Consider the following 22500-nt stretch of genomic DNA (forward strand, 5'->3'; position numbering starts at 1 on the left):
CTTGGCTCTCTGACCAAATTACGCAACAAAGCCTTTGCAACCCTGAACAATGATCACCAAATTGCATTACATGTAGTTGCATATTGTGATGCGAAGCGACTTTTATATAACTTGCTATTGAACTCCTATTAAACAAAAAATAACCTAAATACGTTCTCAAAAATAAGAGAACAATTAAATAGTTATAAATTAATAAGGAATATTAAAATGAAATACCAAACACCTAAATCCACACCAACAAATATCGACCGCCCAACTTGTTTTAAACCAGTGGAAAAGAAAACTAAGTAATTTTAGCATTATTTGGTAATGAAGGCGGAGGGGTTCTCCGCCTCTAAATTTTGGTTTTTAGCATGAAAAAACAATATCTCCTTAACGATGAAAAACACACCTTAACTTGCCTAAAAAAAATAGCGACAACAGAACTAAATACCACGGCCACCTATTTAATTAAAGAGGTTGTCATCGAAGGTCGATCCCTTGATGATGTGGCGAAGGAGTGCGAGGTAGCGATAGAGGTTATCCAAACGGATTTTCACGCGCTGATGGCAGACTTAGCTGAGAAAGGGTTTACCCTCAACAAAAGCAACCTTACGTCGGCAACATTCAACGAACTCGACTTTGAACAGTATTGGTCCCCGACGACCGCCATCGTTCATATCATTCAAAACTGTAATAGCCCATGCATGATCTGCGATTGCTGGAAGGCCAAGCGCCATTTTCACGACGTGGATGTGTTGTCTGAAACCTTTCGAACGTTGGCTGAAAAAGGCGCTAGCTCGGTCATGATTTCTGGTGGTGAACCACTACTTCACCCGCAACTCAAGTCGGTATTGTCAGCAGCTAAACAACATGGCTTGAAGATAGAGCTAAACACTAACGGCATTTTGCTCCACAAATTCGATTGGTTGGCTAAGTTTGAAATCAATGAGATCATTATCTCTATGGATGGTATCGATGCTCCATCATACAAGCGCATTCGAGGCACTAATAAGTTTGATCGAGTATGGGCTAACATTAAGCGATTAAAGACACTAAACCCTGAGCAAAATATCGGAATTCGTACGACCTTGACTAGTGTCGTGACGAACAACTTGATGGACTATTTGACCTTCATCGATAGTAGCCCGATTGATTATGTAGGATTTAGCCCGCTTGACACTGATTCCACAAGCTTCTCCCGCGACACCATGACTATTGAGGTAGCGAGTCAACTAAAAGATCACTTGCTCCCTAGTCGAGAAGAATGTTCCAAATTATTCGGGGTGCTCAACGATCCTAATTCGCCAGTTACTAAGAAAATTCGCTCCATGCATGACCAAGGTAAAATCGATTGGAATGTTGAAAAATTTGTGGATTGCCTTGAATTTTACACGCACAACACTCGAAGTCGGGTGACCTCTTCTGAGCCGTGCAATTTTCCTTTGATCTCCTTATTGGTTGACTATGACGGTGCGTTAAAGAACTGTTTCTACTCTGAACCCTTCGGTAACATCTACCAATTAGATGAGGTTAATTGGTCGGCGAAAGCCCCCATTCAAGCTTTGAAGGACAGCAACAGATGCAGCGATTGTCGAGGAAAGGTGTTTTGTGAGTAATCATTTTTTATACCGTTTGTTTTATATAGGTAAGTCCACTGCTTGGGTGGTACCCATTTTTTCTATATTTTTGGTCAATGAAAAGGGCATGGAGGTGTCCGATATAGTCTACATCGCAGGTTTGTTTGGTGTTCTCCCTTTTATTTTCGAGGTCCCGTTTGGTGTCTTATCCGACAAATGGAGTAATAAGAATATCCTTAAGCTGGGCCTCGTGTCGTTTATTTTGGCCTTTGTCTCAATCCTCGGATTTGGAGGAATTGAGTCCTACTTTTTCTACATGCTGTTTATCACACTATCTTCGTCTCTATTTTCTGGTGCGGAAGACAAGCTACTGTGTGCCATAATTGAACGTGATGAAATCGAGCACTATAAATTTGAACTGAACTCCTTGTTTTATAAAGCCACCATACCTATGATTTTAATTGGCGGTGTGCTATATAACATCCAGCCTGAATGGCCATTTTATTTTCAATTATTTTCATTTGTGATTTCTTTCGTTGCGTTGGCTAGGCTTCCAAATATGAAAATAGATAATCTCAAGAAAAAGGAGTCCACCTTTGAATTAATTAAATCATCTACCACTGACGTATATAATATATATTTTTTATCTATTGCGCTTATGGGGTCTGTTTGCGCTTTTCTGGTAGCAATAAACACACGAACAGTACAAGTTCATTTTGAGCAATTATTAACATTCAACCCCACGGTAGTGATTGGGCTGTTTTTTGTTTTGGGGAATGTAGCGTCGGCGTATGCTTCAGACGTGTATCGTAAATATCTAATGAATCGATGGCTCTTGGACACTAATTTCGTGTTGTTGGGGTTAGTGTCGTGTCTTGCGTTTGCGTTGATGTCCGTCGATGATATCGTGGTCGTATTTATGGGTTATGTCGTATTGTGTGGGTTCAAATCTGTGTACCGGCCTATTATCAGCGCGAACCTAATGACTGCACTGAAAAGCAGACAGTCCTTCTCCACGGCAATGTCGATCGCCGCTATGCTGTCTGCCATCATGGGCTTACTACTGAGTGCGCTCTACTCTTGGGGCTTTTCCAGTTTCTCAGAGGTAAACCTCATCCTATCGGCGCTGAGTCTCGGGGTTTTCGTGTTGGGAGCTTGGGTAGTCCGACGTCACAATGAAGCAATCTCAGAACAACGAGACGTTCGCTCAATGTCTCAGAAAAAGCACTTTGTGAAACGTTTCTATTCACAATGGTCTTACATTCAGCAATATCCGAGAGCAGACGATATCAATCCACTATTCCTACAAAGTGACAACCGCGGCTACCCTTCACCAAAACTCTTGTCGGTTAAAGACAACCAAGTGGAGTGGGAGTACATCAGCGGAGAGTTGCTGTCGAGTTTACATCGTGACCAGCAACGGGTCGTCATTAATACGTTCTCTCAGCGCTTTAATGACAGGAAGAGCATTCCTCATAACGAGGTTGTGATCCACGGAGATTTGCACCCCGACAACATTCTCGTCAGTGAAGGTCGCATTTACGTCGTGGACTGGGATCTGGCAAGTTTAGGTGATCCGCTCTTTGACGCACTGACCTTAATAACCAGCCCAACACTGGATCTCACCAATCAAGAGCGTGTCGCATTTATCGTCGAAGCCTTCGAGGTAACCGAAAGAGACGCGTATGATTGGGTGACAGGTTTTCTTCGTCAAAAAAGTGAACAACTTGCTGATTTTTTAACTGACGATTACGAAGGTGGGTACTTGGCTGACTTGGTCCAGTCCTACCGAAAACTAACCACTAGCTTTGCCTTAAGTAGTTCCCATGAGCCTTAAAACCGTCATTGTCAATCAGGGATGTCATGCTGAGTGTGTTCATTGCCCACATGGGCAAGAGCGCTCAATACTTCGTACTAAAGCTACAGAAGAGATCGCGCACGCCCACGAGGATATCATCTTGTTGTCAGGAGGAGAACCACTTGAGCTGACTTATCGAGAGCTACTACCGTTAATTCGTCTATGTGTCGAGAACAAGAAAATCTTTCGTATTGCCACCGGTGGTCATGTACCACTGCCTCCCTTTGTTGAGAGATTGAGACATATACCGTATTTCTCGGGATTTTCTGTTGGCACGGATGTCTTGTTAAGCGAACGTAATTCGCACAGTGTTAGGTTCCAACGTACTTGGGAAGAGAATGTTGCTCATCTTCAGTCACTGGACATAAATTTTTCTTTCACTGTGTCATTGTCTCAGGGTTTCAGGCTTGCTTCCATTCTGCCCATATTAGCAAGATGGACCCCCGACTTTTATATGCTCAATTCTATCGATAAAGCAGGGACTGAGGAAATGGAGCAGAGCAAGGCTCAGATTACCGCCATGGGCTATGAGGTTGTGTATGGCTATATCGCTTAAATTGGTGGTGCGTGAATATCCTATACCATACGCCATCCGCACTGCTTCAGGGACAATTTCTGCAAAGCCAGAAATCTTAATCGCGTTTGCCGTCAATGACCAACTTCGATTTGCAATGGAATTCCCGCTATCACCAAGCGCCGGTGAGTCGCTAGCTAGTCTAAAGTTACGATTCAATGAGTACACTTGTGTCGACTCTCCGCATATCCAAAACGCGATCAGCTACTTTGCAAATCTACACTATCGTGCTTTTGAGCTCACACCCAGTCAAACGTCGAGCACCTATCAAACGGTGGGGATTACTCAGAATGGTGATTGGAAACCTGGCGCGGACTACGTCAAATTGAAAACCAGTCCTCATCATTTGAATCATCTGAAAGAATTTCTGAACTTTCACCGAGGTAAAGCGAAGTTTATTCTCGATTTCAACGCGTCAATCCAACACAAGGACTTCGCCTCGACGTTGAAGCTGCTCGAAGATGTTGATTATTTTGCTCTAGAACAGCCTCTAAACGAGAATTGTGATATGAACGTGGGACACGCTCATTCTCATATGTTCATTGCCGATGAATCGTTGCCACAACTCTCCTATCCTGAATTGATGAAACATGGTTTCAGTGGATTTGTGTTCAAAGCTTTTCGCAATAACTACTCAGCTTTGCATCACTGTAGTGACAATCGGGACCAATTGTTTGGTTTAATCGGGACCAATATGTCGGGCCCGTTTGATGTACAGTTGAGCGCTTTACTCAATGACTATATGCCCATTCGTGTGTCTAACTACTCATTACAATCATTTTTCGAGTCGCACCCACTAGAGCACATCGCAATTTACCAAATGGAAGAGGGTAGAGTGATGCTTACGAAAGAGGCCATTGATTATCTTAGCAGAGCTCCAGAGATCGCAAAGTTTTCTCTTCCCATCTCTCAGTTGGAGGCAAAGTATGATAAATCATGATAAGTTCACCTTAACCCCATTAAGCGTAGGGCACGCGCAGGCCATGTTTGAGGTAGTCCAGCAAGAGCGAGAATATCTTTCTCGCTATTTGTATTGGGTCGATGAAGTCAAGGACGTCGATACCATGACTCGCTACATTCAGCAACGTGTTGGGTTCCCAGAAAATGTGGCTCGATGGTATACTATATGGGTTGATGATAAAATCGCTGGCGTGTTTGGTATACGAACCATTGATGAGCACCGCTCTTCAAGTGAAGTGGCGTACTGGTTAACTCGTGAAGCCCAAGGGCATAATATTACCTGTATTTGTATAGAGCAAGCCAAAGCACAACTCAAACAGGAGCATGGCATACGAACATTGGAAATACATTGTCTTCAAGGCAACGCAGCTTCTCAACACATTGCGAAAAAGTGTGGTGGTCAGCTTAAAAAGGTTAGTCCAAGTTATTGTATTCAAGACGGGGTGGAGCAAAATCTCCTAATTTATCACCTGTCCACCTAATTGGTAGGAAACGAAACTCGTTTAAACTATCAGCGAAAACAGCACATCATTTTGTCTGCTAGCCTTTGCTATCAACTTAAACTCCATACCAGAACGTTTGGTGTTGCGTGTTCTATAGTGTGTTGATACTTATCAAAAAGTCAGATAACTTCTTCAATCCGTAGTTTCGAGGGTCAAAATCTGGCTTCAATCTCTTTAAATACTTGCCAATTTCACCTAGTTTTGCCCAACCCGATTCATCTCTATAGTTCTGCCAAGCGTGATGCATTAATCGCCATAATTCGCATTCTGCGTCTTGATTAGAGCTTGATTGCACGCCTTCAAGTTCAACGTCTGCATTTAAGTTCTCTATAGCGACAAAGTCGTCACAAGCATTTTTAAACGAAGTCGGAGTCATCGCCTTTCCGACACCAATGACGTGTATCTCCGACTCTCTGAATCTGCTGGCAAGACTTGTAAAGTCACTATCACTGAATATCAAAGTAAAAGCATCAAACCTTTGGCTGTACAAGAGAACCATTGCGTCAATAATCATTAAAGAGTCTGCCGATTTTTCCAGATGTGTAGGAGAATTGCTGTTTGGCTTGAATCGCCAACTCACTCAAAGGCTGCTTCCAGTTTTTTAGTTGTTCAGCAGAAAAGTCGCCATATGCACGTTTAACGATGATCTGCCCAAACTAGATAACTTTTCAATAACCAGTTTTAGCTTTGAGGATGGAGTGTTTTCTGGATCAATTAATACAGCGATTTTCTATTGCCCATAACCCGTGCGCCCCCTCCTCTATGTAGTTAGTTGCACTATATAGGCACTAGCAATATTTATTCAAATGTTGGGGCTCAGAAATGTTATGAGTAACAACTCTAAAGAATAAAGGGGCAGAGTCGACTTAGACTTAGAAAAATCTGTCAGATTTGATTATGTTGTAGCTACAGAGCTGATAGATTGAATCCAGACTAATCCAAGTTAGTCCTTTCGATTGTTGAAACCTGTCAAAAGTGAGAGGGCTCTATTATGCAAGTCATATTCAATACACAAGATGGATCAACCCAAACTCATATGTTGGAACATTCATTCAGTCTAACTGGCAGCTACTACACTCTGCAGTCTAAAATTAACGGAAAAATTTAGACTAGCCGCCTTCAGAACCTAAAAAGTTAGACAACTCTCCGTAATGTAAGTAAGATCTTTTAAATATTATCGTAGACCTTTGCAGCATAAGGGGTGGAGTTACATTCGTCTAAATGGATGTCTAAAATAAAGCCAAGACTACGGCGCTGACTTTCCACGTTGGCAGGGACAGTGCAATGCGTGTGGTGCTTGGAACACAATTACCGAAGTTAGGTTAGCCGCTTCTCCTCAGGTAGCACGCAATGAAAGATTAACTGGTTATGCAGGTAGTGCGACCGAATCTAGCATTCAAACCCTGTCGGAAATTGATCTACAGGAAGTGCCTCGTTTTAGTAGTGGCTTTAAAGAGCTCGACCGCGTACTTGGTGGCGGTGTGGTACCGGGTGCTGCGATTCTTATTGGTGGTAACCCAGGTGCGGGTAAATCGACACTACTGCTACAAACCATGTGTCTGCTTTCTTCTCAACTTCCTACTTTATATGTGACCGGTGAGGAGTCGTTACAGCAGGTCGCGATGCGTGCTTCACGTCTTGGTTTGCCAAAAGAGCACTTAAAGATGCTCTCTGAAACCAATGTCGACAAGATCTGTCAGGTAGCTGAAAAAGAACAGCCTAAGATCATGGTCATCGACTCAATCCAAGTAATGCATGTTGCTGATGTTCAATCTTCACCAGGTAGTGTGGCTCAGGTTCGTGAATCAGCGACGGCACTGACTCGTTTTGCTAAGCAGAATAACGTGGCTATTTTTCTAGTAGGACACGTAACTAAAGATGGTACGCTGGCGGGCCCTAAAGTGCTTGAGCACATTATTGACTGTTCAGTTTTGTTAGATGGCGGAACAGACAGCCGTTTCAGAACATTACGCAGCCATAAAAACCGTTTTGGTGCAGTGAATGAGCTGGGTGTGTTTGCTATGACAGGTCAAGGGCTAAAAGAAGTCAGTAATCCGTCGGCTATCTTCTTATCTCGTGGTGAAGAAGAAACCTCAGGCAGCTCTGTTATGGTTGTTTGGGAAGGTACTCGTCCGCTTCTTGTTGAAATTCAAGCGCTGGTGGATTATTCACAGCTGGCGAACCCGCGTCGAGTTGCGGTTGGTCTTGAGCAAAACAGGCTTTCTCTGTTATTAGCAGTGCTGCATAAACACGGTGGCTTACAAATGGCTGACCAAGATGTGTTTGTGAATGTCGTTGGTGGTGTTAAAGTAACCGAAACCAGTGCTGATCTTGCGTTGGTGATGGCTTTACTTTCAAGTTTCAGGGATCGCGCATTGCCAAAAGATGTGGTGGTATTTGGAGAAGTAGGCCTAGCGGGTGAGATTCGACCGGTACCGAGTGGGCAAGAGCGTCTGAATGAGGCATTTAAACACGGCTTTAAGAAAGCGATTGTACCGGCAGCAAACATGCCTAAAGGTGGCATTCCTGGAATGCAGATCCACGGCGTGAAAAAATTATCGGAAGCAATTAATGCTTTTGATGAGTTGTAATTGAGCTCACTTCAGCTACCCTATACAGCAGAAATTCAGTCTAACTTGGGCGCGATATTCGCTCTAAGTTAGCACTAAACTAAACAGTCACTTAGATTGTTTCCATAGATTGCCTTTTTCTATATGTTAGAAAAAGGCAAAGTTTTTTAGTCCCAAATGCATGCAAAGCTATCAGTCTTCACAGATTGTGATATACTCTGCGCGCATTTTATATCCTATTAACAGAGTAAGACAATGGCAGATTTATCGAAATACAGAAACATTGGTATTTTCGCGCACGTTGATGCGGGTAAAACAACTACCACTGAGCGTATCCTTAAGCTAACTGGTCAAATCCACAAGACTGGTGAAGTACATGATGGCGAATCAACGACTGACTTCATGGAACAGGAAGCTGAGCGCGGTATTACTATCCAATCAGCAGCTGTAAGCTGTTTTTGGAATGATCACCGTCTAAACGTTATCGATACTCCTGGACACGTTGACTTCACAGTTGAAGTATACCGTTCTCTTAAAGTTCTTGATGGCGGTATCGGTGTATTCTGTGGTTCTGGTGGTGTTGAACCTCAATCAGAAACTAACTGGCGCTACGCTAACGAATCAGAAGTATCTCGTCTGATCTTCGTTAACAAACTAGACCGTATGGGTGCAGATTTCTACAACGTTGTTGACCAAGTTAAAAACGTTCTAGGTGCTACTCCTCTAGTTATGGTTCTACCAATCGGTCGTGAAGACGAATTCGTTGGTGTTGTAGACCTACTAAGCCGTAAAGCATACGTTTGGGATGACACTGGTCTTCCTGAAAACTACGAAATCACAGATGTTCCTGCGGACATGGTTGATGACGTTGAGCAATACCGTGAAGAGCTAATCGAAACTGCTGTAGAGCAAGACGATGACCTAATGGAAGCTTACATGGAAGGTGAAGAGCCTTCTATCGAAGACATCAAGCGTTGTATCCGTAAAGGTACTCGTGATATCGCATTCTTCCCAACGTTCTGTGGTTCTGCGTTCAAGAACAAAGGTATGCAACTTATCCTTGATGCTGTAGTAGATTACCTACCAGCACCAACTGAAGTTGATCCTCAACCTCTAATGGATGAGAACGGCGAAGAAACTGGCGAACACGCTATCGTTTCTACAGATGAAACTTTCAAAGCGCTTGCATTCAAAATCATGGATGACCGCTTCGGTGCTCTAACTTTCGTTCGTATTTACTCTGGTAAACTGAACAAAGGTGACACGATTCTTAACTCATTCACTGGCAAGACTGAACGTGTTGGCCGTATGGTTGAGATGCAAGCTGATGACCGTAACGAACTAACTAGCGCACAAGCTGGTGACATCATTGCGATCGTTGGTATGAAGAACGTGCAAACTGGTCACACTCTATGTGATCCTAAGCACCAAGTAACGCTTGAGCCAATGGTATTCCCAACTCCAGTAATCTCAATCGCTGTATCTCCAAAAGATAAAGGCGGTTCTGAGAAAATGGGTATCGCGATCGGTAAAATGGTTGCAGAAGATCCATCTTTCCAAGTTGAGACTGACGAAGAGACTGGCGAAACTATCCTGAAAGGTATGGGTGAGCTTCACCTAGACATCAAGGTAGATATCCTTAAGCGTACATACGGCGTTGACCTAACTGTAGGTGCTCCTCAAGTTGCTTACCGTGAAACTATCACTCAAGCAATTGAAGATAGCTACACGCACAAGAAGCAATCTGGTGGTTCTGGTCAATTCGGTAAGATCGATTACCGTATCAAACCAGGCGAAGCAGGTTCTGGCTTCAAGTTCAACTCTGTAGTTGTGGGCGGTAACGTTCCTAAAGAATTCTGGCCTGCAGTTGAGAAAGGCTTCGCATCTATGATGGAAAACGGCGTATTAGCTGGCTTCCCAACTCTAGACGTTGAAGTTGAACTATTCGACGGTGGCTTCCACGCAGTCGATTCATCTGCAATCGCATTTGAAATCGCAGCGAAAGGCGCATTCCGTCAATCTATGCCTAAAGCGGGTGCACAACTTCTTGAGCCAATCATGAACGTTGACGTATTCACTCCAGACGATCACGTTGGTGATGTAATCGGTGACCTTAACCGTCGTCGTGGCATGATCAAAGATCAACAAGCTGGCGTAACTGGTGTTCGTATTAAAGCTGACGTACCTCTTTCTGAGATGTTCGGCTACATCGGTCACCTACGTACTATCACTTCTGGTCGTGGCCAATTCTCTATGGAATTCGCACAATACGCACCATGTCCAACTAACGTTGCTGACGAAGTGATTGCAAAAGTTAAAGCAGAAAAAGAAGCTGGTAAGTAATTAGCCCTTTTCTCAAGTAACTAAAAAAGCCCTGCAAGTGAAAGCTTGCGGGGCTTTTTATTGCTTGTGACATACTGCGTGAGATGCGTGAGATGCGTGAGATGATATGGTCCCGCACTAATAGATACGGGACAGATTTAGATAGAACGAAAGAAGAGAGGGACTAGCGTTTTAAATCGATGTAAATCTGCTCTACCTTAGTGCGAGCCCAATCTGTTTTACGCAAAAACTTTAAGCTTGATTTGATGCTCGGGTCTTTTTTGAAACAGTTGATGTTGACCATGTAACTCAACTCTTCCCAACCGTAATGTTCAACCAACTCCGTAAGTAGCTTCTGTAGAGTAATACCGTGAAGTGGGTTATTTTCTTGTGTCATGAGATGCTCTCGCCATTTATTTGAGCTAAGTATACCAGTTTCGCTTTATGAATTATCCGACCATTTTAGTTCGCTGTCGTATCGATCAACGAAAGTCGTTCAACCCCGGTAAGGCTAATCAAAGCCGCCTAATTTTGGCCTCGAAATACGATCTTTATCGTCAAAAAAGGAGCCATTATGGCTCCTTTCGTTCTTTTACTCTTCCCAGACTACGAGTTTGTCTTTTGGCCAATTGTGGCCCACTTCGTGGTATTTCTGCTCTAAGACATGGCGTTTGATCTTGAGCGTTGGTGTTAATACGCCATTCTCAATGCTCCATGGTTCCTTAATCATCAATACACCTTTGATTTTCTCATGTGAACCGAGCTGCTCGTTCATTTTCTCGATAACGCGCTTTGTCGTTTTCTCATAGCGAGCTCTATCGAAATTAGGGAAGTCATGTGGTACCACAAGTAGGATTGGACCTGGTAGGCCAAGCCCTATTAAACACATCATCTCTACCCGGCTGTACTCAAAGAGTTTATTCTCGATAGGAACTGGTGCAACGAACTTACCTTTCGCAGTTTTGAAGGTATCTTTCTTACGTCCACGAATAGTGAGGTAGCCTTCGCTATCAATATCACCAATATCACCGGTGTGCAGCCAGCCTTCGGAATTAAATGACTCTTGCGTCGCAATGTCATTTTTGTAGTAACCAGAGAATAGGCCTTTACCACGAACTAAAATCTCTTCATCTTCGGCAATCTTAAGTTCAATGCCTGGGCCAGCGTTACCAACCGTACCAATTTTATCCGCTCTAAATGGATAGTTTAATGTGCTGTAAGCGAAAGACTCTGTCATGCCCCATGCCTCTGTAATGTGCAAGCCAACACTCTCATACCATGCCAGTAGAGCGGGTGATACCGGAGCTGAGCCACATCCAAGAACACGAGCTTGATCTAATCCTAAACCGTCAGCAAGTTTCTTCTTAATGATGTTGTTGATAAACGGAATCTTAAGTAAGAAGTTCAGTTTCTTCTGCGGCAATTTGTCTTGGATTCGCTGCTGGAACAGCGTCCATAAGCGAGGAACTGAAATAAACAGAGTAGGACGATGCATTTTCACATCATCAATAAAGGTGTCTAAAGACTCAGGGAAAGCCGTGACCACGCCACCCATTACTGAAGAACCAAAGATGTAAACGCGTTCTGTAATATGAGCAAGCGGCAGATAAGAAAACAGGCGATCACCAGGTTGGATACCAATATGGTCGATCAGTCTTTGAACTGACCATGTAAAGGCGCCGTATGTAAGCATTGCCCCTTTTGGTAATCCAGATGTGCCTGATGTATATACTAATGACATTAGCTTGTCGTCGTAATGTTGGGGACGTTTGGTAGATGGTTCATGTGTATCAATCAGCTGTTCAAATGTGTGTTGGCATTTGGCTGCCGTATCGTATGGTAGAGAGATGCTGATCAAGTTCGGATTGTCATCCAATACCTTTTGGGTAGCAGCAGGATCATCTAGCTTACCAGCAATCACTATTTTACTTTCACTGTGCTCAATACAGTATTGGATGGTATCTGCCCCTGCTGTTGGGAAGATTGGGACGCTGACAAAATCTCCTAACATCATGGCAAGATCGCAGATAAACCACTCTGCACAGTTTTTCGAGACGAGAGCAACTCGATCGCCGGGTTGGGCGCCGAGTTCTTCTAATGCTGACGCAAGTTTCAGTGCTTTGTCGGCTACTTCTTTGTAAGTAAATTCGACAAATTGGCGGTTAATAATTTGTTTGAGGTAGACTTCATCTGAGCGTTCTTCTGCCCATTTTAAAATCATATCATTGGGTGTAGGGAGAGCTGTTGCTTGTTCTTGGCTAAACTCGTTAGGCTGAATCATTGTCTAACTCCATGTTTTTCGCTAAGTTATTTTTGGTTGTTTTTGGTTATTTTTGGTTTCTTTTGTTAAGATCATGTTAAATGTACCATGATTTTTTCTTTTAGGGAGTAAAATTAGCGTTTTCTGTTATCTGTGCAGACTCGTCTATAGCTTAAAGGGGTACGTCAGCTTAAAGGGGGACGTCTGTCCTTTTCTTAACCATTCTTGAAAAATAGGACACATCCTTGTCGTCAAATTGATAAGAAATTACAGCTATTTTTGATTCGGTATCCGCTTCAATGAGTTTTTTTGCTAGTAAGATTCACTTGTCGCACACGAAGTCGTGAAAGCTTACTCTTTAGTGTAGATTAAACTTCTTAGAAAAGTAGGTTGTAGAACATAACATTTTTCAGCAATTTCTGTTTCTCTGATTTTCTTGTTGATGTTATCCATAACAAAGTCAACATCGTCATATGTGAAGATTTTTGCCGGAAGCTGATTGATGTTATTTGCACCTCTGTCGATATCGAAGTTGGGGTAGAAGATGTGTTTTGCTCTTCAGTTATTCTAACTTATGACTTGGCTAAGAGAACAATACTTGAGAGCATGGACGGTTAGATGGAATTACCCATAACATAGCGGCTGCTAGGTGGACTATATATTATGAAAAAAGAAGCAATAAGTAAGCGACTTGAACACTTCTTATTCTAAATTTTTATGCCGCGAAACCTGTAATTGCGCCAAATAATATGAATAACCCGACAAGCCCTGTAATCGGCATCTTCACGGTTTTCGATAACCACACACCAACAATGATCATAGCGAAGTCTAAGCCTCTAGTCACGGCACTCGTGAAGATGGGTTGATATAGGGCCGCAAGTAATAGACCGACAACCGCCGCATTCACACCAGTAAGCGCACCAGCCAACAAAGGTTTACTCGCAATCGCCTGCCAGTTCTTCAGTACACCCAGTAGTAATAAGAAGCCCGGTAAGAACACGGCGATCGTTGCTAAAAGCGCACCTGTAATCGGTGCCGACGGCATTAATATATAACCTAGATAAGTGGCTAACGTAAACATCGGGCCAGGTACCGCTTGCGCAGCGGCATAGCCTGTTAGGAAGGCATCTTGAGACAGTTGGTCGCCAATACCATTTTGTAGCAGCGGAAGTACCACGTGGCCGCCACCAAAGACTAGGCTGCCTGCTTGATAGAATAAGCCAAATACTTCAATGTTTTGAGAGTAAGCACTGAATAGAGGCAGACCAACCAGTAAAGCAACGAAAATCACGAGTGGTGTTAACGATATCTTGTGCGCCGAAGGTACTGTTTTTAATTCTTGTGAGGTTAAGAACAGACTTCCAACCATAGCCGCAAATACTAGAACCAACACTTGAGGCCAAATCCCAGGGAGCAAAAGCAAAACAATTGCGGTAATGACACACAGCGCGGTCGCGATTTTCGATTGGCAATAGTTTTTGTACATACCTAAAGTGGCATCAGCAACAACCACAACGGCGAGTAACTTAAGCCCGTGGATGACAGAGATGAACAGCGGAGCTTCCAACAACTGGTTGCTCACTAGAGCCAATATCAGCATCAGAATGACAGATGGTGATGTGAAGCCCACAAATGCTGCAATAGCACCAGTTAAGCCACCTTTTTTGTATCCGACGGCGAAGCCAACTTGACTTGAGCCTGGGCCCGGAAGAAATTGACTGAGGGCGACAATTTGTCCGTACTCTTCGTCGGACAACCAATTCAGTTTATCAACAAATGTTTTACGGAAGTAGCCAATGTGTGCCGCAGGTCCACCGAAGCTAATCCAGCCAAGCCAGAAAAAGGTTTTAAAAATTGAAAGCATGATCGATTCCAGATAGGTGTTTAGCGTAATTTAGGTGGACTTATACTATGATTCAAATTAATTATTTTAATTATAACTATGAATAATATGGATTTTGCTTTATGGCTGATTTTAATTGGAAAGGAATCGACCTTAACTTGTTGATTGCATTGCAGGCGTTGTATCAAACCAACAGCGTTAGCAAGTCTGCTGAACGTTGTTATGTCAGCCAGTCAGCGATGAGTCATAGCTTACAAAGGCTTCGAAAGTTGTTTGATGACCCTTTGTTTGAGCGTGTGGGTAGCAAGATGGAGGCGACCGACCGAGCTATCGAACTATCCAGTACGGTAGATGCTTTACTCAATACTATTCAGTCAGAAGTGTTGCTGTCTAAATCGTTTGATGCCGCGATTTATAAAGGGACTTGGAAGATTGGTCTCACTGATTATGCAGAGCAGATGTTCGCTCCAATATTGTTTGACCTCATTAAGCAATCTTCTCCTTATTCCCAAGTGGCGTTGTTCAATGTAAACCGGAGTAACTACCAGCAAGTATTTGAAGGTGCCAAGCTGGATATTGCGATAGGCAGCTTTGGTGAGGTACCAAAGCTATATCGAACAAAGCATTTGTACACGGAGCAACATGTTTGTTTATTTGATCAATCGGTTCTAACTATTGAGGAGCCGATGTCGCTAGAACAATTTGTTGCTGTCGAGCACGCACTCGTATCTCCGACAGGCGCTTTAAATACGGGCGTCGATGCTCGTTTGGCTGAATTAGGGCTTAGCCGGAAAGTCGCTGTAGCTTCTAGTAACTTTTTAACAGTAAAACGGCTCATTCGTGGCAGAGAATTACTTTGTATTGTGCCCAAGCTTGTCGCGCGAAAAGATATTGATAGCGGAGAAACTTTGTTGGCTGTGAAACCACCGATTGATGTTCCAGATTTTGATATCCAACTTGTTTACAGGAAAGCTAAGCATTTAGATGATAAAAATAAACTACTTAGAATATTGATTACTAATGCGGTCTCACCTGTGGTCTCCGAATAGCTTATTGTGCCAGTTAGTCGCTAATTTTATGTAAATTAATTATAGAAAAATCCAGTTTATTATAAGAACCCGACTATACTTAGTTTACGAATCAAAGCAGTCGTAACGAATGGGCTTTTTGATTTGCCTTAGTAAAAAAATAGCTTATATCCTTATTATATAGCTTAAAAAACCAGGCTAAACGGACTTAGTTGGTCTTAAAGCGCTAGCTCCCCCTAGCGCTTTTTTCTTTTGGTCGAGATAAATTTAAAAGTATTATCAACAACCTAAAAAGAGAATCGAGTCCATTTCTTCGCTCGCCAGCGATAAGCTGTGATGATCCCACGGAACCACTCATCCATTGTGATTACCATCCAAGCACCTAACACACCATAACCCCAATGCCCCCACATACTGAGAATGCCCATTTTGACTGGGAACTGGATATCACCTGCGGCCTTCAATTCAAGCAAGAGATAAAGATCAGCTTAAACATGCGGCCAGCCTCAAGAATGATTGAACCTGCAATCAAGGAAGCGGTGAGAGCCAGAATTTTAGGGCCTTGCGTGTCGGCGACTGCAAGAATTTCCCACACGTTGGAAGATCAGGTTTGTTTGTTGTCGACTTGGCAATACCAATTATTTGCCGATGGTGAGGTCAAATTAGATGTGGATGTGCAAGCGGCGAAAGGTTTGCCATCCCTGCCACGAGTCGGTTTTGAGTTTGCTTTGAAGCAAGTGCCTGATGGGGTGGAGTGGTTTGGTCGTGGGCCACACGAAAACTACCCAGATCGGAAGATGTCCGCACATATGGGGCTATATCAGCAAAGTATTGAACAAATGCATACCCCGTATATTTTCCCTTCTGATTGCGGCTTGCGTTGTGATGTTCGTGAGGAAAAAGTGGGCGCATTTGAATTGCAAGGAGACTTCCATTTCTCAGTCAGTCGTTTTGGGTTACAGCAGCTACAGAAGGCAAAACACACTTGTGATTTAACCGAACAAGAACAGTTGTTTGTTTATGTGGATGGATTTCATATGGGCGTCGGTGGCGATGATTCATGGACGCCAAGTGTCCATGGTGAATTCAAATTATTGAAAGAGCACTACCATTACCGAATGCGTTTCTATTGTAGTGAGAATGGTTAACGTGCAGCAAATTGAGTAAAAGGTTCATGGTAGGCCAAATAGTTTAAGTGATTGTTTGTTAAGTTGTTTGGCTTCAGCCATAAAAAGGCACTCGGCGAGATACTGAGTGCCAAAATCTGAAACTTATGAGGTTATCTTTTCATTGGATTTCAGAAGGCAGGTATAGGTTTGATTTACTCTGCGTCAGTAAAGAAATCGTTGTAAAGCATGTACAAGTGAGCCGCACTCCAAGAGAAGTTTGGTGCGCCTTGTTGTTCACCGTTTAATGGGTTGTAGTTCTCACGGATAGGACAGTCTTGAACTAATCCATCGGCGTGGTCAAAGAACGCGCCTGCCATTTCAATTGCGTCATCACGGTAGCCGTAGCTGTCCATGCCTTTAAGGCCGAAGTAGAACTGGTCTACCCATACTCGTCCACGCCAGTAAATATCTGGGCCAAATGCAGGGCTAGATAGCGCTGCCGTACCCAGTGGAACGTAGGTGTTGAACTCTGAGGTATCTTTCATCACAGAAACCACCGCATCGGCGTGTGCTTGTGTTGCTGCGCCATTGAACAGTGGTGACCAACCTTCAGGGCCTTTACCACGTTCTACAATCGGTTTACCCGCACAACCATTGGCTAATGGTTTATCTTCAATGCGAATGTCGTAGTAGAAGTTCGTCCCTTCATCGAACATACAAGTGTTGATGTAGTTCGATAGGTGCTCAGCTTTTTCACGGAACTCTTTCGCTTCTGCGTCTTTACCCAGAATGTCAGCCATTTCCGCTAGGTACTTGTTATCGCTGTACATGTAGCTTGCTTGGTCAACGGACTCTTGTAGCAGTGAGTAGCCTAACAAGGTGCCGTCTTCCGCGCGGTTTTGAGCGAATTCAACATCCCAATCACTGCGTTTGCCGCCGTTGGCAACGTAGGCGTCTAGCTGGTCTTTATCGATGAAACCAAAGGCTGCTGCATCATCACGACCAGACTCCCAAGACGCAGCGGTTTGAGCTGGGCTCTCGATGTAGTCATAGTTACCTTGTGCAATCACTTTATCCAGCGCTGCTTGGCCAACGACGGTTTCGTGTTTGTCACCACGAACCACAGTGAAGTACATTTCTCCTTCAGGAGTGTTGTGTGCTTTATCACGCGCTGCGCCGTATTCTGGAACTCCATTGCCGTTGTTATCACGGTTACGTAGCCACCAGTCGTGGTAAGCCACCAGCTTTGGATACATCTCTTCTAGCCAAGCTTCATCGCTGGTGGTTTTGTAAACTTCCATTACCGCCCATGCCGCTAGGCTAGGCTAGGCTTGGTGTTACGTTCGTTCCAGTTACCACCGTCGCCGCCACGTTCTGGGCTTAGGTTGTAAGCCAATAGATCTGGCACGTAACCTTTATCCCAAGGGCGAACAGGATCGTCAGCTTGAATTTGGTAGGCAAACATTGCGCGGATATTGTCTTTCGCTATGTCTGGGTTGAAGTGCGCCATCGCGTAAGCTTGCTTCCATGTATCCCACGGCCATGTTTGGTTGCCTGAGAACCAGCGAGCCGTAACCGAAGGAGTCACAGAGTCAAACTCCATCGCACCTGCTGCGCCACGCCAGTTACCGTTTAGGGTTTCCATCGCTTTTACCGCAACACGCTCTTGCTCTGGCGTCGCATTCGGGTTGGTCAGGCCCATCTCTAGGTAACCTTCCCAGCGAGCTTCAGATGCGGCTAAGAAGTCGGTTGGGTTTGCCATGATCTTTTTGATCTCAGGCTGTTCCGCTTGTGCTTCTTCTGCCGTCAGAACATGCGAGTATGTGGTGTAGATGGTGGTTGATTCTTCAATGCTTGCGGTTGAAGTAAACGTTAGGCCATCGACTTTGGTTTGGGTTGGAATCGACTTATGAACTTGGTACTCAGACTCGCCTGAAGTCAGTAGATCCCAGGTTGAACGCACTTTACCGAAAGTGACCTTTAGACCGTCGTCGGTTGCAACGATTTGGCGGTTGTAGTCAGGGTAAGTCTCGGCGATGGTTTTATCGGTTTGCGCTACGCCTTCTTTCGCGTGTGTTTTTTCAAGCAGTTCACCGTCCCACACTAACTCAACTGGCGAGTCAGTGGTGATTTTAGTCTCGAGCAGAGAAGTACGGTTTGAAGCAAAACGCATCGTCATTTCTACGGTCACATCGTCAGATTTTAGCGTCTGAACCAATGCACCCGGTAGGCTGTAAGCTTCCATGCTGAAAGTCACTTTTTTGCCGTCTTTATAAACGCTTAGGCGGTCAAAGTTATCCCCCATGAAGTTAATGTACTCTTCGGTAAGCAGCGCTGTACCTGGGAATCCGCCCATGCCCTCAGTAGTGTCTGGTAATAAGTGACCGTGCCATGCACCCAGGTCGAAGAATGGGTTAAAGCGTTGGTGGTCATCAAAGTCATAGTCACGCATGTATTCTGGTGAGCCAGTGCGGTCAATAACATTCTTAAATTCGTTAGCTTGCAGTTGCTCCGAGCCAGAGTTTGATGCACAACCAGTAACAACAAGGGCTGCGCCGATAGCGAGAGCTGTGAATGATTTATTCAGTTTCATTATTAATTCCTGTTATTACCAGTAGAAGTATTGCATTGCGAATACTTGAGCGTCGCCGATTTCAGTGTCGCTGCCTACGCCAAAGCGGCTATCGAAAGCAGTAGCAAATTTGCCATTTCCGTATTCGTACCAAACACCAGCGTTGATGAAAGAGGTGATTTCTTTTTCTTCATTGTCGCCATCAAAGTTTGCGTAGTTGTAAGCGGCCGATAGGTAAACGCCCTGAGCGGCTTCGTACCAAGCACTGGTTTGAATACCCGATTCGCTGCCAAATGATTCTTGGTTGCCTTTATCTGTGTCGTGCCAAATACGCGTCGCAAAGTTTTTGTATTCAGCACCCAATAGCAATAGTTCACCACCATCTTTGTTACGAACTTCACCACCACCCATTAGGGTTAAGTCGTCGGTCAGATCGTATTGGAGGTAGCCATTGACCATAGCGTTCTTATCTTTCCATTGGTCTGCAAAGCTGTCGTATTTACCGAAGTGAATTAGAGCATCGTCTTCAGAGAAGTCAGACTCTGGCGCGAAAGAAGCGCTGTAGCGAAGCTTGCCTTTTAGGTTTTGGATCTTCACACCAAGGTGTACTCTCGTGTGTTCGAGATTGCGTAACCGTATTCAACCGTAGGGTCACCCCACCATTGAACGTCATCTAATGAAGAGTCCATACGACCAATCATGAATTCTGTTTTGTTGTCTGTGCGGTAGCCAGCGTAAAGCGGTTAAAACCACCTTCAAAGCCGCCCCAGCCGTGGCCCGTTGCCCAAGCATTACCTTCGTCGTCGGCTTGTACTGTCCAGCCTTCCATGTAGGCAAGGCCAAACCAATTACCATGCTCGATAGCCAAACCAGCTTCGATGTAAGTACCGTCTGCGTAACGGCCTTTATCATCACCTTCTAGTGCTACGTGACCACCGAGGCCAAGTTCACCATAAAAGTTAAATAGGGTTTCAGTATCTGTTTTCGGAGGCTGAGTATCACTGTGGTTTGCGGCGGATTCTTCCGCGTGGACAGTGGTACTTAAGGCAGCAAGAATACAGCTTGTAATAAGAGTTTTTTTAGTAAAACTACTTTTCATTTTAATCACTTCTATGTCGGGTTGATAAATGAAGATTCGTAAGCAGTTCTGACTTCTAATATGGGGTGCTCTTCAAGGCGTATTGGTCAGGTCACTTACGATCGCAAGACAAATATTAATGATAATTTTGCTGTTTAAAATTAATTCAATTTAAAAGTGTGATCCATTTTTAGTAAATTTTTACTTTATTTTTATTTTGAATTTGAGTTGAATTTGTAGAGGTATGACTAGAGAGGTAATCATTTGCTAGGTGAATCTTTTTGTGGGTTGATAGATTGTTGATTTGAATGTCTTCTTTCTGTTTGGCTTTGGTGAAATTGACCTGTTGGGTAGAAATGTATCAACAAATAAAAAGGCACTCACTGTATGGTGAGTGCCTGTAATTCTTCAAATCAATACGAAGATGATGATCAAGGTTAAGATCGACTAGGCGTTAGCCGCTTCCGGTTTTGCCTCTAGTTTCTTCTCTTCAGGAGATAGGCTTTTCTCGTATTTGCCGTATTTCCACCATGCATAACCAGGGAAGATTACGATACCACCCACGTTGTAGAAGATGATGGTCATGATGTCTGCGCCTGTTGGGAACGTAGAGGCGAAGAAGCCAACGGTGAAAATCGCGATAAGAATCGAAACCGCAGTGATACCAACTCGGCGAGAACCCATGCGGAAATCACGAGGTAGATGATCCAGTTTCACGCGCAGGTGAAGATATGCGATCATAATAAACAGTGGCGGTAGCATAGAAGCTGCTGCAGTCATATTGATGATGGTGCTCATCAGATCTTGTACGGTGTCAGATGCCAATGTTGGGATGAACATTAATGGAATCACGATGAAGAACTGAACCCAAGCTGCACGCTCTGGTACACCTTGTTTGTTAAGCGCGACAGTCTTCTCGCCAAAGATGCCATTAGGGATTTCAGAGAAGAAGATCTTAACCGGTGTCGCCGTCCACATAAGTAGAGAGCCCAGCATCGCAGTGAATGAAACCACACCAACTAAACGGTTCATCAAGATTTCAGACAGTCCAAAGTGTCTTGCTAGTCCTTCAAATACCTGAACAGAGCCGCCTGTAAATTTAAGCTCTTCACGAGCAACAAATACGTTCGCTAACACAGACCCTACCGAGTAAAGCGCACCGATGAAGATACCCGCGATGATGATCACTTTAACGAAAGACTTGTGACCGCCTTTGATGTCGTTAACGTAAACCGCGACCGATTCTGCACCGCCTGCCGCCATGAAAATCCAAGTGATTACGCCAAGGAATGCCCAGTTGAAGCTTGGTGTCATTGCTTCGATGGTGATTGGATCAGCTGGCTCGATACCGCCTACCAAAGCACCGCCAGATAACAAGATGTAAGACATCGTTAGCAGCAGCATCAGTGATGATGTTAGTGAAGTGATTGGGCCCAGTAATTTCGCGCCGTTGTTAGAGATATGAGTCGCGACCGCAAATAAAATGGTACTCAATATCGCGGTGGTCATTGGCGTGAAGATGTACTCGAAACCTAAGAACGCATAAGACGCGTAAGCGATGATTCTAGGCAGCAGAGAGGTGAAGAAGAACAGGTTAACAAACCAGTAGGTGTAAGCTGAAATAAACGCCCAGCGGCCGCCTAGAGAGCTTTTAACCCAAGAATAAACACCCGCTTCAGAGTCTTTATTCAGTGACACAAACTCAGCGACTATCAGACAGAAAGGAACAAAATAAAAGATGGTTGCTAGAAAGAACATCGGAGCCGAAGAAAGGCCGATCTCGATGTTGTTATTGATGATGTTATTGAAGCTATATACCGCCGCGAAGGTCATAGACAGTAGGGCAAACTTGCCTATCGTACTGCGTTTATTATCGGACATGATGTTCTCCGGTGAATCACGTTGATGATCGTTATAACTTGGTCCTAGACAGGGTGAATCTAGGCCGGACTTTTATTGTTATGTTGGTTTGGCAAACACCTGCTTTGTTTTGTCAGGGTTGGCTCGTTGTTATTTTTATTCGATGTACGATCGGACGCATAAGTGTTGGTTTTTATTTATTTCAGTAAATTTATTACCGAAATCAAGGAGTAAATACTTATGTGTTCTACAAAGAGATTGTTTGTTTCATAAGCGACGTTTTTATGGAGCTTGTAGGGGCTTTATGTCGCTTTTTTTTATATGAACCAGTTTGTCTCTTCAGCAAGAAGATTAAAGATTAAGCGGCGGGAAGTTAATCGAAATTGATCAAATATGTGAAGTTA

12 protein-coding genes and 6 pseudogenes are annotated in these 22500 nt (G+C 43.9%); 9 read left to right on the forward strand and 9 right to left on the reverse strand.

Going from position 1 to position 22500, the window contains the following annotated elements; translation table 11 throughout:
• Window positions 1-353 precede the first annotated feature (353 nt).
• The 5 genes from L1D11_RS08550 to L1D11_RS08570 are packed head-to-tail and all read left to right on the forward strand — an operon-like array spanning window position 354 to window position 5433.
• Window positions 354-1598, forward strand: coding sequence for a radical SAM protein (locus L1D11_RS08550; RefSeq protein WP_239834055.1), 1245 nt, complete (start codon window positions 354-356; stop codon window positions 1596-1598).
• Entirely contained in the window at window positions 1591-3396 is a 1806-nt protein-coding gene (locus L1D11_RS08555; protein WP_239834056.1) for an MFS transporter, read from the forward strand. Before L1D11_RS08550 ends, L1D11_RS08555 begins: the two co-directional genes overlap by 8 nt.
• Window positions 3386-3973 (forward strand): hypothetical protein, encoded by a 588-nt coding sequence (locus L1D11_RS08560; protein ID WP_239834057.1) that lies wholly within the window; start codon window positions 3386-3388, stop codon window positions 3971-3973. Before L1D11_RS08555 ends, L1D11_RS08560 begins: the two co-directional genes overlap by 11 nt.
• Window positions 3957-4931: a hypothetical protein gene (locus tag L1D11_RS08565; RefSeq protein WP_239834058.1), complete on the forward strand. Its 975-nt coding sequence runs from the start codon at window positions 3957-3959 to the stop codon at window positions 4929-4931. Before L1D11_RS08560 ends, L1D11_RS08565 begins: the two co-directional genes overlap by 17 nt.
• Window positions 4918-5433, forward strand: coding sequence for a GNAT family N-acetyltransferase (locus L1D11_RS08570; RefSeq protein ID WP_239834059.1), 516 nt, complete (start codon window positions 4918-4920; stop codon window positions 5431-5433). The genes L1D11_RS08565 and L1D11_RS08570 overlap by 14 nt, the downstream gene beginning before the upstream one ends.
• A gap of 112 nt (window positions 5434-5545) precedes the next feature.
• Here the strand turns inward: L1D11_RS08570 and L1D11_RS08575 are convergent, their stop codons facing one another.
• The gene (locus L1D11_RS08575) at window positions 5546-6034 is read right to left on the reverse strand and encodes an NYN domain-containing protein (RefSeq protein ID WP_239862358.1); all 489 of its coding nucleotides are present in this window, start codon (window positions 6032-6034) and stop codon (window positions 5546-5548) included.
• Between the two features lie 670 nt (window positions 6035-6704).
• Here L1D11_RS08575 and radA point away from each other — a divergent pair.
• Both radA and fusA read left to right on the forward strand, forming a co-directional pair.
• Window positions 6705-8045: pseudogene (radA, locus tag L1D11_RS08580) on the forward strand (DNA repair protein RadA); the annotation flags it as partial.
• Window positions 8046-8279: 234 nt separating this feature from the next.
• The gene (fusA, locus tag L1D11_RS08585; RefSeq protein ID WP_019819832.1) at window positions 8280-10367 is read left to right on the forward strand and encodes an elongation factor G; all 2088 of its coding nucleotides are present in this window, start codon (window positions 8280-8282) and stop codon (window positions 10365-10367) included.
• Window positions 10368-10530: 163 nt separating this feature from the next.
• Here the strand turns inward: fusA and L1D11_RS08590 are convergent, their stop codons facing one another.
• The 4 genes and pseudogenes from L1D11_RS08590 to chrA form a co-directional block, all read right to left on the reverse strand.
• Entirely contained in the window at window positions 10531-10743 is a 213-nt protein-coding gene (locus tag L1D11_RS08590; RefSeq protein ID WP_017106559.1) for a VF530 family protein, read from the reverse strand.
• Window positions 10744-10938: 195 nt separating this feature from the next.
• Window positions 10939-12627 carry an AMP-binding protein gene (locus L1D11_RS08595; protein WP_239834061.1) on the reverse strand — a complete coding sequence of 563 codons (1689 nt, stop codon included), beginning with the start codon at window positions 12625-12627 and terminating at the stop codon, window positions 10939-10941.
• Between the two features lie 169 nt (window positions 12628-12796).
• A pseudogene (locus tag L1D11_RS22725) lies at window positions 12797-13180 on the reverse strand (AraC family transcriptional regulator); the annotation flags it as partial.
• A gap of 141 nt (window positions 13181-13321) precedes the next feature.
• Window positions 13322-14470, reverse strand: a complete 1149-nt coding sequence (chrA, locus tag L1D11_RS08600) for a chromate efflux transporter (protein ID WP_239834062.1) — start codon at window positions 14468-14470, stop codon at window positions 13322-13324.
• Window positions 14471-14571: 101 nt separating this feature from the next.
• Between chrA and L1D11_RS08605 the strand changes: the two genes are divergently transcribed.
• Window positions 14572-15498, forward strand: a complete 927-nt coding sequence (locus tag L1D11_RS08605) for a LysR family transcriptional regulator (protein ID WP_239862360.1) — start codon at window positions 14572-14574, stop codon at window positions 15496-15498.
• Between the two features lie 266 nt (window positions 15499-15764).
• Here the strand turns inward: L1D11_RS08605 and L1D11_RS08610 are convergent.
• A pseudogene (locus L1D11_RS08610) lies at window positions 15765-16069 on the reverse strand (MATE family efflux transporter); the annotation flags it as partial.
• Here L1D11_RS08610 and lacZ point away from each other — a divergent pair.
• Window positions 16044-16625 (forward strand): annotated as a pseudogene (gene lacZ, locus L1D11_RS08615) (beta-galactosidase); the annotation flags it as partial. The pseudogenes L1D11_RS08610 and lacZ sit on opposite strands and share 26 nt — an antisense overlap.
• A 173-nt stretch (window positions 16626-16798) precedes the next feature.
• On the opposite strand, the pseudogene ygjK reads toward lacZ, so the two are convergent.
• The 3 genes and pseudogenes from ygjK to L1D11_RS08630 all read right to left on the reverse strand — a co-directional run bounded on the left by ygjK (window position 16799) and on the right by L1D11_RS08630 (window position 22117).
• A pseudogene (gene ygjK / locus L1D11_RS08620) lies at window positions 16799-19179 on the reverse strand (alpha-glucosidase).
• A 15-nt stretch (window positions 19180-19194) separates the two neighbouring features.
• Window positions 19195-20257, reverse strand: a pseudogene (ygjJ, locus tag L1D11_RS08625) (protein YgjJ).
• 426 nt (window positions 20258-20683) lie between these two features.
• Window positions 20684-22117: an amino acid permease gene (locus tag L1D11_RS08630; RefSeq protein WP_239834820.1), complete on the reverse strand. Its 1434-nt coding sequence runs from the start codon at window positions 22115-22117 to the stop codon at window positions 20684-20686.
• Window positions 22118-22500 lie beyond the last annotated feature (383 nt).

Origin of the sequence: Vibrio sp. Isolate32, assembly GCF_022397955.1 — a bacterium.
Lineage (GTDB): Bacteria > Pseudomonadota > Gammaproteobacteria > Enterobacterales > Vibrionaceae > Vibrio.

Excerpts from the sequence above, each read along its gene's own strand:
- L1D11_RS08570 (WP_239834059.1), top strand. The coding sequence starts at position 4,918 with ATGATAAATCATGATAAGTTCACCTTAACCCCATTAAGCGTAGGGCAC.
- L1D11_RS08590 (WP_017106559.1), bottom strand. The coding sequence starts at position 10,743 with ATGACACAAGAAAATAACCCACTTCACGGTATTACTCTACAGAAGCTA.
- L1D11_RS08550 (WP_239834055.1), top strand. The coding sequence starts at position 354 with ATGAAAAAACAATATCTCCTTAACGATGAAAAACACACCTTAACTTGC.
- L1D11_RS08630 (WP_239834820.1), bottom strand. The coding sequence starts at position 22,117 with ATGTCCGATAATAAACGCAGTACGATAGGCAAGTTTGCCCTACTGTCT.
- chrA (WP_239834062.1), bottom strand. The coding sequence starts at position 14,470 with ATGCTTTCAATTTTTAAAACCTTTTTCTGGCTTGGCTGGATTAGCTTC.
- L1D11_RS08595 (WP_239834061.1), bottom strand. The coding sequence starts at position 12,627 with ATGATTCAGCCTAACGAGTTTAGCCAAGAACAAGCAACAGCTCTCCCT.
- fusA (WP_019819832.1), top strand. The coding sequence starts at position 8,280 with ATGGCAGATTTATCGAAATACAGAAACATTGGTATTTTCGCGCACGTT.
- L1D11_RS08560 (WP_239834057.1), top strand. The coding sequence starts at position 3,386 with ATGAGCCTTAAAACCGTCATTGTCAATCAGGGATGTCATGCTGAGTGT.
- L1D11_RS08605 (WP_239862360.1), top strand. The coding sequence starts at position 14,572 with ATGGCTGATTTTAATTGGAAAGGAATCGACCTTAACTTGTTGATTGCA.
- L1D11_RS08565 (WP_239834058.1), top strand. The coding sequence starts at position 3,957 with ATGGCTATATCGCTTAAATTGGTGGTGCGTGAATATCCTATACCATAC.